The following is a 9,313-nucleotide window of genomic DNA, read 5'->3' as shown; positions in this document are numbered from 1 at the left end:
GCTATGCTTCTTGAACCGAGGAAAACCCTTTTTCCCTGGTATCTTAGCATGACAATTCTGGTAAAACCGATTAATTGATTGCCAGGCTCTATCAGCAGCCGATTGACGAGCTTGAGAGTTTAATTTATTAACCCAAGGTGTCTCTTTATTATTAGCTAGTACCGCACAAAGTTTTTGGAGATCATTGCGGGTTGTCCCTTGATTGGACCGCCAATAAAGAACACAAGAGTTACGCACAAACTGAGAAGTTTTGATAGCTTCATCAAGCTGGTGATATTGCTCTGGTGTTCCGTTTTTTAGCTTTGCTTCTACGACTAGCATCTAACAATCCTTGACCTTTGGCTAAATTAATTATAACACAGTTTACCCACAGATGGTAGAATTAAACCGATGCTCCGTTGCTAATATTCTGGTCGGATTTCATCCCCCGCAAAGGTGAGTATCTTGTCGAAAAATGTAGTGGGGGCATTCATCCGACATTTTAGGTAACAAAGTGAAATATTTTTTCTTAACGGCAGGTTGGACAATAGGACGGGTGTGGGAATTTGGCGGTTTGTGGGATCACGCGAGTAGTTGGCGACGACCACCGCAGATAGAGCGATTAAATATTGGTATTTTAGAAGGAGAACAGGTTTTATGGCTTTATAAGGTGGAAGAAGCCGTGATTATGGTAGAAGTTGCCCCCAAGAGTGCCGAAATTGCCGATACTGTCCCCACCATCGGGCAAGTGGTGCTTAAACGCTTGATTAGTGCCGAACAAGTCCTCGAAATCCTGCAAAATGCCGAAGAACTACTGAGGAAGTAATCAGTTATCAGTTATCAGTTATCAGTCATAATTCCCCATCTCCCCACACCCCACAGCCCACAGCCCACACCCTACACCCTACACCCTACACCCCACACCCTACACCCCACACCCCACACCCCACACCCCACACCTCACACCTCACACCCCACTTCCTTATTTGGACTATTCTGGCCGAAGACCGATCGCAAAGACTTGAAATCTGTTCTAACAATAGTTACACTTCTTTAGAATAGATACACTTTTCAAGGGATAATGTAGGTCGGCTAACTCTTGCACTTAACAGTCGAGATTGTTGGGCTTATATTTTCACCCTGAATATAAAAAGCGTCTAAGTGGACACTAAATTGTCAATAGGAGGAGCGTAGTCAATGGGACTACCTTGGTATCGAGTACACACAGTCGTTCTCAACGACCCGGGCCGTTTAATTTCCGTTCACCTGATGCACACCGCACTGGTAGCGGGTTGGGCTGGCTCCATGGCCCTCTATGAGCTTGCTATTTTCGACCCCAGTGACCCCGTATTAAACCCGATGTGGCGGCAAGGAATGTTCGTGCTGCCCTTCATGGCCCGTTTAGGTGTCACTGGTTCATGGGGTGGCTGGAGCGTCACTGGCGAAACTGGTGTTGACCCCGGTTTCTGGTCTTTTGAAGGCGTTGCCGCCGCTCATATCGTCTTATCCGGTCTGCTATTCCTAGCGGCGGTTTGGCACTGGGTTTTCTGGGATTTAGAATTATTTATCGATCCCCGCACGGGCGAATCTGCGCTCGATTTACCGAAAATGTTCGGTATTCACCTGTTCTTATCTGGTTTACTCTGCTTCGGTTTCGGTGCTTTCCATCAAACAGGCCTTTGGGGTCCTGGGATGTGGGTTTCCGATGCCTACGGTTTAACCGGTCATGTGCAGCCCGTAGCTCCCGAATGGGGACCGGCTGGTTTTAACCCCTTTAACCCCGGGGGTGTGGTAGCTCACCACATTGCTGCGGGTATCGTCGGGATTATCGCCGGTTTATTCCATTTAACCGTTCGTCCCCCCGAAAGACTCTATAAAGCCCTGAGAATGGGTAATATCGAAACGGTGCTTTCTAGCAGTATCGCCGCCGTTTTCTTTGCCGCTTTCGTCGTGGCCGGAACCATGTGGTACGGTAATGCTACCACCCCGATCGAACTCTTTGGCCCGACCCGTTACCAATGGGATAAGGGCTATTTCCAAGAAGAAATTGAGCGTCGCGTCGAGGCCAGCATTGCCAACGGAGCCACCATCGCCGAAGCTTACCAAGCAATCCCCGAAAAACTGGCTTTCTATGATTATGTCGGTAATAGCCCCGCTAAAGGTGGTTTATTCCGTACTGGTGCCATGGATAGCGGTGACGGTATCGCTAAATCTTGGTTAGGACACCCCGTGTTCAAAGATGGCGAAGGTCGCGTCCTCAGCGTGCGTCGGATGCCTAACTTCTTTGAAACCTTCCCCGTTGTCCTGACCGACTCGGAAGGTATCGTTCGCGCGGATATTCCCTTCCGTCGTGCGGAATCGAAACTGAGTATCGAACAAAGTGGTGTCACCGTTTCTTTCTACGGTGGCTCTCTCGATGGTCAGGTCTTCAGCGATCCTGCTGATGTGAAGAAATTTGCCCGTAGAGCGCAACTCGGTGAAGCTTTCGAGTTTGACACCGAAACCCTGAAGTCTGACGGGGTATTCCGCACTTCTCCGAGAGGTTGGTTTACTTTCGGTCATGCTGTCTTTGCTTTACTATTCTTCTTCGGTCATATCTGGCACGGTTCTCGTACTATCTACCGCGACGTATTCGCCGGGGTAGATCCCGATCTGGAAGAACAAGTGGAATTCGGTTTATTCCAAAAATTGGGTGATCTTAGCACTCGTAAACAAGAAGTTTAGTTTTAGCTAAATCATCCATATAACTAAAGGAGTCAAGTCTTTGACTCCTTTTTTTGTTAATTATGGCTTGCTGAATAATGGTAAAACCCTTTTAAAATAAGGCTTTTGACCTGTTAAAATCCGATGTTCATGCTGCGAAAATCGGATTGAGACCCTCAAAAACCTTGCATTATCCTTCTTATAGTACATAAACTGGTACGAAAAGAGAGGGCAACAAAGCCTGAAACGACCGGCTACTGACGACCGACGACCGACGACCGACTCCTAACCCCACCAACAAACTTTTTGCCGCAAACCCTAATTATTCCCCTTTTTGCATGAGTGCATGAGTAGAAAACGGGTTTCTCCGAGAAACCCGTTTTCTGTGCGTTACTCAACGGATTTAGTATTAGTATAAAGTTCGATCGAGCTTTACTTTTCACCGAATACTGAAAAAACCGCTAGTTAGGGTTTGCTGAATAAATGTGAAATATAGACTAGGTAAGGGTCTTAGGGTCTTTTTTCGCTCCCACAGGTGCAAGATTTTGAGAGAATCATGTTTCAAAACCTTACATCTTCATCGGCCCGCGTCCTGTAGGGGCGAAGCATTCGGGCATAACCTATCGCTGAAACCGTAGATTTCCTATGCGAATGCTTCGCCCCTACTTTTTCAGCAAGGCCTAGTTATAGAAATAACTAGGCCTTGCTGGGGGAAATTACCCGTAATGGAATTACATAGAGGAACCTAAACCAGCGTAAGCTCCGTAGAAGAAAAGACCAAGCACGGCGATAACGCCTAGACCGGCGATGGTGGCGACTAACCACAAAGGAATACGACCTTCTGCGAACATGAATAACACCTCCTAATTGCGATGACAATGAATCGGGACTAATTAGTTAAAGAAATAGCTGGAAAATAAAATTCCCAAGACAGCAACTAGGAGTAAACCTAGGTAAAGAGAAGTACGATTTAACTCGACGGCTTGCCGATTCGGATTAGGTGTTCTTTCCATAATTGTTCTCCTAGCGTTGAATAAACTGCATTGCCGCAATTGCACCGATAAAGAAGACAGTGGGAACCGCTAAGGTATGAACTGCCAACCAGCGAACGGTGAAAATGGGGTAAGAAATGGGTTGATTGGGATTACCACTAGCCATTGTTTTTATCCTTAATTAAAGTAAACTACTGATTAAACTGCTCGATTTGATTTTTGGCCTCAAAGCGATCATTAATGATCGGTAATTCTTGACGCTCTTGAGTGTAATACTCATCGGGACGGGGAGTGCCAAAAACATCGTAAGCTAAACCGGTACTCACGAATAACCAACCTGCGATAAACAGCATGGGGATGGTGATGCTATGGATAATCCAGTAACGAATACTGGTAACGATATCGCCAAAAGGACGTTCGCCGGTACTACCTGACATGGACGGTTCTCCTCGGAATGATAGGACTTGAAAAATTCAATCTCTATAATAGAGACTTTCTTGACCCTGAGACAAGTTTTAGGCCGATTCGCTAGGGGGATTATATTTCAGTAAAACCCCATTTTGTCCCAAGACAAAACCCTTGTCGGAATTGATAAAAACAATTCGATAGAGATTGGAGGGGACACTTTCCACCGCGCGATCTTTTTGCCAAGATTGGCCGCTGTCATGACTGACCAAGAGATTGCCGCTACCACCAGCGACCCAAATTTCTTCGGGGCTGCGGTAGTTGAGGTCCAAAAGTCCCCAACTGGTGGAAAACTCGGGGAATACCTTATCTTCCCATGTATCGAGATCATTGGGGCTAGTAAATTGTAGTTGACCACCCCGGGCCAGGGCCCACAGTTCTCCTTTTTCACCATAACCGACTTTTTGTAAACGGCGGGAGGAAAGACGATTGTGGGGTTGCCATTCTGTTGACCCCGGTTCCCAAGTGGAATAAAAGTTACCGCGTGCGGAAACGGCCACATATTTACCATCATGGGAACGAACAATTGTCCGGGCCACACCCACAGCACCTTCCACTAAAGCTTGCCAAGTTTTGCCCCCGTCTTTGGTGCGGTAGATAGCACCTAAATCCGTGACCATTTCGGCGGTTTTGTCGTTAAGGGCGATAATTCCGTAGGGGGAACCGGGTAATTTTTCACTTAAGGGGATACGGGACCAGCTGCTGCCCCCGTCTTCGCTATGGAGAAGAATTGAGGGTTTACCGACAATCCAACCCTCTTGGTCGTGGAAACTGACGGCGCTAAAGCTAACTTTTTCTTCGCCAAGGTTGAGGACTTTTTGCTGCCAGCTGTCCCCCCCATCGGTGGTTTCAAAGAGGGTAGATTTGGTTCCCACTAACCAACCGTGCTGCAGGTCGTCGGTAAAGGCGATATCGGCAAAAGTGGAGTCAGTGTCGAGGGTGAGGATTTGCCAAGGACTACTGCTCAGGGATGGCACACTACTACAGCTAAAGCAGAAAAAGGCTACAGCTAGAACTATTACGAATTGTTTCAGTTTTCTCATCAATGGTTCAGAGGTATTGGTCAAGGAATCGGGACGGATTAGGGTTTGTACCCGATGGGTTACAGGCTCATAAGAGCCGTTGGATTAAAGATAATGAGTGCTTGAGTTAGTTTAAACCATATAAACTAATAAAGAAAACAAATCCTAGCGCTAAAGCCCCGAAAATCAAAATATTTTTTTGTGCCGGAGTCAGGCGGTTGACTCCAAAACCATAGCTAAGATTTTCTTGGAATCCCGAAGGAGCATCTTTAGCTCCGATGTTGATAAATTGGGAACGACGCACACCACACACGGGACAGCGCCACGTTTCTGGCAATTCCTCGAAGGGGGTTCCAGCGGGAGTGTTGGTTTTACTATCTCCCTTGCTGGGGTCGTAAACGTAGCCGCAGGAGCGACATTCGTGGTTGGCAGGGGCCTGGTCGGCTAGGGTTAGTTCTGGTGGGCGATCGCTCATAACTAAGATTAAAGGAATTTTCAACACTCTGTTACAAATTATCCTTGAAAATTGACCCCTCTCACGGCCAACCCCTGACAGAATACCAAGTTTTCAAGTCTTAAAAGGATTAGCGAGGCAGCATATCGGCTTTAAAAAAAGTAAGATTAATCTATTAGGGCTTAAATGTCTATTAAAACTTTATTAAGTTGATATTTGGGCTATTTACCCTGATTTTGGTAGTCAAATTTATTCCGAGAAATTGAGAAATTTTAGGCAGGGAAGAAATTAGGGGGCTGATACCAAATCCTGTTTAAAAGGTGGAGGAGATTGGGGAGTGCCGGAGCTGCGGAGCAGGGAGCAGGGAGCAGGGGCAAAACAATCCATAACTGGGTTTTTAAACTTGGATTGGGAGTTAATCATGCTATTAAAAGCGGATTTGGTATCATATTGCATAAATTTAATCACTTTTAGCGATCGCTTTTATATTTGGGCATAAATGGGCTGCTCCCTCCCTGTTCCCCAAAACGAAAACTTCGCACCTCACTATTAAGATGACTGCTATCAACCTTATATTATAGGTATATAATCAACCTTAACTATACCTTAAAAAGAGAGTAAAAATTGTGTTCAACCAGCTTGATTGGAATCCTGCCTACTCAATTGAAACCTTAGAACCAAATACGGTATTTTTTCTATCTGAGCGAGAATCAATCTGTTTCCAAGAGCCGCTTTATTATCGTTTGGTAAGATTAATTGATGGTCAACGTAATCTTGATGAAATTATTGATATTCTTCAGTTAGAATTTTTACAAAATCAGGAAATCAATCCCAATAATGCTAATTTCTTCGCAGTTATTGTTAATTATAGCTTGGCAATTCAAAAAGCGATTTTTCAGTTATATAAACGAGGGTTTTTGCTAGAAAAACAAGAATTATTGCCGTCTAATTTAGCAATTTTATGCCATCATCTTCAGGTTTCTCAAGCCCAAGCTTTTGAACGATTACAATCTCTGAAGGTTACAGTTAAAACCCTAGGCTTAATTCCCCAGCAAGATTTGATCAATATTTTAAATTCCTTGCAAGTTCAAGTCGCAGATGAAGGGGATTTAACCATTATTTTAACCGATAATTATCTTCATCCTGATTTAGAGAGTATTAATCAACAAGCTTTAGCCTCGCACAAGCCTTGGTTATTAGTTAATCCCCTGGGAAACCTAGCATGGATTGGTCCCTTATTTGATCCCGATAAAACTGGTTGTTGGCATTGTTTGGCTCAACGGTTACGAGATAATCGTCCCGTGGAGGAATTTATCATTAGACAGAGAGAAAATAAGATTTCTTTAATTTCTCCTTTAGGGTTTTCTTCAGCGACAATACAGACGGTTTTAAATCTGACGGCTATGGAGGTTTTTAAGTGGATTATTCAAGGTAAAAATCAACGTTTAGAAGGAATACTAATGACTTATGATACTTTAAATTTACAATTTCAAGAGCATATTTTAGTTAAACGTCCGAACTGTCCTAGTTGTGGATATTCTCTAAATAAAACACCTTTACCCGTGGTTTTGGGACATCGGAAAAAGGCTTTTACCAGTGATGGGGGACATCGTTTTTGTTCTCCTGAAGAAACCTTAAAAACCTATCAACATCATATCGGTTCTATTACGGGAATTGTGCGAGAATTAAATAAGATACAAGGGAATGCTTTAGTTCCTACTTATGTAGCTAAACATCATTTTCGCAGTGTCTTTGATGATTTAGACAGTTTACGGCAAAATATTGGAGGTAGAAGTGCGGGAAAAGGCCGTACAGATAGTCAAGCAAAAGCAAGTGGATTTTGTGAAGCTATTGAGCGGTATTCGGGAGTTTTTCAAGGGAATGAAATCAGAGAAAAAGCGAGTTATCAAGAGTTAGGAGATAAAGCTATTCATCCTAACAAATGTATGAATTTTAGTGAAAAACAATATCAACATCGAGAAGAATGGAATGGGAAGAATCAAGGATGGTTTCAAAAAGTCCCTGAACCTTTTGATGAAACTAGAATGATTGATTGGACACCTGTATGGTCTTTAACTGCTCAAGATTTTAAGTATTTACCGACGGGATATTGTTATTATGGTTATCCTCAATCTGAACCCTTAGATTGTTGGGCTGATTCTAATGGCTGCGCCGCAGGAAATACGATAGAAGAAGCGCTTTTACAAGGGTTTATGGAGTTAGTGGAACGAGATTGTGTGGCCTTATGGTGGTATAATCAATTAGTTAAACCTTCCGTTAATTTAGAGAGCTTGAATGAGCCATATTTTGAGCAATTAAAGCAATATTATGAGGGGTTAAATCGGGAGCTATGGGTGTTAGATATTACCAGTGATTTGAATATTCCCTGTTTTGCTGCTATTAGTCCGAGAAAGGAGCGGGAAGTGGAGGACATTTTGTTAGGGTATGGGGCGCATTTTGACCCGAAAATTGCCATTAGTCGGGCGTTAACGGAGGTTAATCAAATCTTACCGAATGTGTTATCCTTTAAGGAAGATGGGACAACGATTTATAATCCTTCTGCTGATCCTTTGGCGGTTAAATGGTGGCAAACGGCAAGGTTAAGCAATCAATCTTATTTAGTTCCCGATAGTAAAATAATACCGAAAAAAAGTAATGATTATTTACAATTAGCCAGTGATGATTTATTAGAGGATGTTAAATTGTGTCAGCGAATTGTTGAGTCAAAGGGGATGGAAATGTTAGTATTAGATCAGACTCGTCCTGATATTGGTTTAAGAGTAGCTAAAGTCATTGTCCCCGGAATGCGTCATATGTGGAAGCGTTTAGGGACAGGAAGATTGTATGATGTTCCTGTTAGCATGGGATGGTTAAAAGAAGCTTTAACGGAAGATGAATTAAATCCTTTTCCCATGTGGATGTAACCCTTGTTCATGGTCAATTGTTGATGATTTTAAGTTACTTGGTGAAGATTTCGAGTTTAACTTTTATTCCCGTTTTATCTAAAAGACTGAGTAATTTATCAACAGTAAAACGGCTAATTTCTCCATTCATTAAATCACTAATTTTCGGTTTTGTTTCCTCGAAAAAAGTGGCGGCTTCTTGCTGTGTCCATCTTTTTTCTTGGATAAAAGACCGCAAGGTTAACATCAAATCGGCTCTAATTTTTAAGTTAGTTGCTTCTTCACTGTTAAATCCTAAATCTTCAAAGATGTTATCGCTACCAAAAGTGATCTCAATAGGGTTAGATTGTGTCATGGTTATCCCTCCTGTAATTGTTGTCTAAATTGAATCATTTGTTGATAACGTTTTTGTCCCAATTCAATTTCTTTTTTCGAGGTTTTCTGTGTTTTTTTACCGAAAGCATGAAGGACATAAATCGCTTCTTTAAACCTTGCCACATAAAAGATTCTGTAGGTTTCTCCTGTCCAAATTCTAATTTCTTCTGTTCCTTGACCAATAATGGGAATGGGTTTAAAATCATTGGGTTTCTCTCCCTGAGAGGGGGACAAGCGAGCTAGAAGGTAGATAGGGCAAGCGATATAGCTCTTTGTCCCTTGATGTAATCCTTCAACCGATAGCGGCTAATTTGCATTAGCTCTTCTATATTTTTTGGGAACATTTGATGTAGCTGGAGCCAATGATAGAGATGTTGACCCACATAAAAACTGCTGTGTCTGCGTTGACCTTTATATCTT

At 43.1% G+C, this 9,313-nt stretch carries 12 protein-coding genes and 1 pseudogene; 3 read left to right on the top strand and 10 right to left on the bottom strand.

What is annotated here, in order from left to right; all coding sequences use genetic code 11:
• A pseudogene (locus tag O9295_RS19450) lies at window positions 1–321 on the bottom strand (RNA-guided endonuclease TnpB family protein); the annotation flags it as partial.
• A gap of 172 nt (window positions 322–493) precedes the next feature.
• Between O9295_RS19450 and O9295_RS19445 the strand changes: the two are divergent.
• Complete coding sequence (locus O9295_RS19445; protein ID WP_002749272.1) at window positions 494–805, top strand: hypothetical protein; 312 nt, start codon at window positions 494–496, stop codon at window positions 803–805.
• A 371-nt stretch (window positions 806–1,176) separates the two neighbouring features.
• Window positions 1,177–2,703 (top strand): photosystem II chlorophyll-binding protein CP47, encoded by a 1,527-nt coding sequence (gene psbB, locus O9295_RS19440; RefSeq protein WP_002757651.1) that lies wholly within the window; start codon window positions 1,177–1,179, stop codon window positions 2,701–2,703.
• 710 nt (window positions 2,704–3,413) lie between these two features.
• On the opposite strand, the gene O9295_RS19435 is transcribed toward psbB, so the two are convergent.
• From O9295_RS19435 to O9295_RS19410, 6 genes are all read right to left on the bottom strand, one after another.
• Entirely contained in the window at window positions 3,414–3,533 is a 120-nt protein-coding gene (locus tag O9295_RS19435; protein WP_002736108.1) for a photosystem II reaction center protein J, read from the bottom strand.
• A gap of 42 nt (window positions 3,534–3,575) precedes the next feature.
• Window positions 3,576–3,695, bottom strand: a complete 120-nt coding sequence (gene psbL / locus O9295_RS19430; RefSeq protein ID WP_002735805.1) for a photosystem II reaction center protein PsbL — start codon at window positions 3,693–3,695, stop codon at window positions 3,576–3,578.
• Between the two features lie 10 nt (window positions 3,696–3,705).
• Window positions 3,706–3,840, bottom strand: a complete 135-nt coding sequence (psbF, locus tag O9295_RS19425; protein ID WP_002736175.1) for a cytochrome b559 subunit beta — start codon at window positions 3,838–3,840, stop codon at window positions 3,706–3,708.
• 25 nt (window positions 3,841–3,865) lie between these two features.
• Window positions 3,866–4,111, bottom strand: coding sequence for a cytochrome b559 subunit alpha (gene psbE, locus O9295_RS19420; protein WP_002749269.1), 246 nt, complete (start codon window positions 4,109–4,111; stop codon window positions 3,866–3,868).
• A gap of 78 nt (window positions 4,112–4,189) precedes the next feature.
• A complete protein-coding gene (locus O9295_RS19415; protein WP_061431901.1) occupies window positions 4,190–5,182 on the bottom strand; it encodes a photosynthesis system II assembly factor Ycf48 in 993 nt (330 codons plus the stop codon).
• A 106-nt stretch (window positions 5,183–5,288) separates the two neighbouring features.
• Window positions 5,289–5,636 carry a rubredoxin gene (locus O9295_RS19410; protein WP_002736293.1) on the bottom strand — a complete coding sequence of 116 codons (348 nt, stop codon included), beginning with the start codon at window positions 5,634–5,636 and terminating at the stop codon, window positions 5,289–5,291.
• A gap of 605 nt (window positions 5,637–6,241) precedes the next feature.
• Between O9295_RS19410 and O9295_RS19405 the strand changes: the two genes are divergently transcribed.
• The gene (locus tag O9295_RS19405; RefSeq protein ID WP_288034656.1) at window positions 6,242–8,539 is read left to right on the top strand and encodes a TOMM precursor leader peptide-binding protein; all 2,298 of its coding nucleotides are present in this window, start codon (window positions 6,242–6,244) and stop codon (window positions 8,537–8,539) included.
• 34 nt (window positions 8,540–8,573) lie between these two features.
• On the opposite strand, the gene O9295_RS19400 is transcribed toward O9295_RS19405, so the two are convergent.
• From O9295_RS19400 to O9295_RS19390, 3 genes are all read right to left on the bottom strand, one after another.
• Complete coding sequence (locus O9295_RS19400) at window positions 8,574–8,873, bottom strand: helix-turn-helix domain-containing protein (protein WP_287669875.1); 300 nt, start codon at window positions 8,871–8,873, stop codon at window positions 8,574–8,576.
• A 2-nt stretch (window positions 8,874–8,875) separates the two neighbouring features.
• Window positions 8,876–9,127, bottom strand: a complete 252-nt coding sequence (locus tag O9295_RS19395) for a type II toxin-antitoxin system RelE/ParE family toxin (RefSeq protein WP_288034653.1) — start codon at window positions 9,125–9,127, stop codon at window positions 8,876–8,878.
• 5 nt (window positions 9,128–9,132) lie between these two features.
• Window positions 9,133–9,313, bottom strand: a 181-nt coding sequence (locus O9295_RS19390) for a transposase (RefSeq protein WP_287716773.1), incomplete at its 5' end; no start/stop codon positions are given.

The organism is Microcystis sp. LE18-22.4A, assembly GCF_027531105.1.
GTDB lineage: Bacteria > Cyanobacteriota > Cyanobacteriia > Cyanobacteriales > Microcystaceae > Microcystis > Microcystis aeruginosa.
This window is presented reverse-complemented; position numbering and strand designations above follow the sequence as displayed.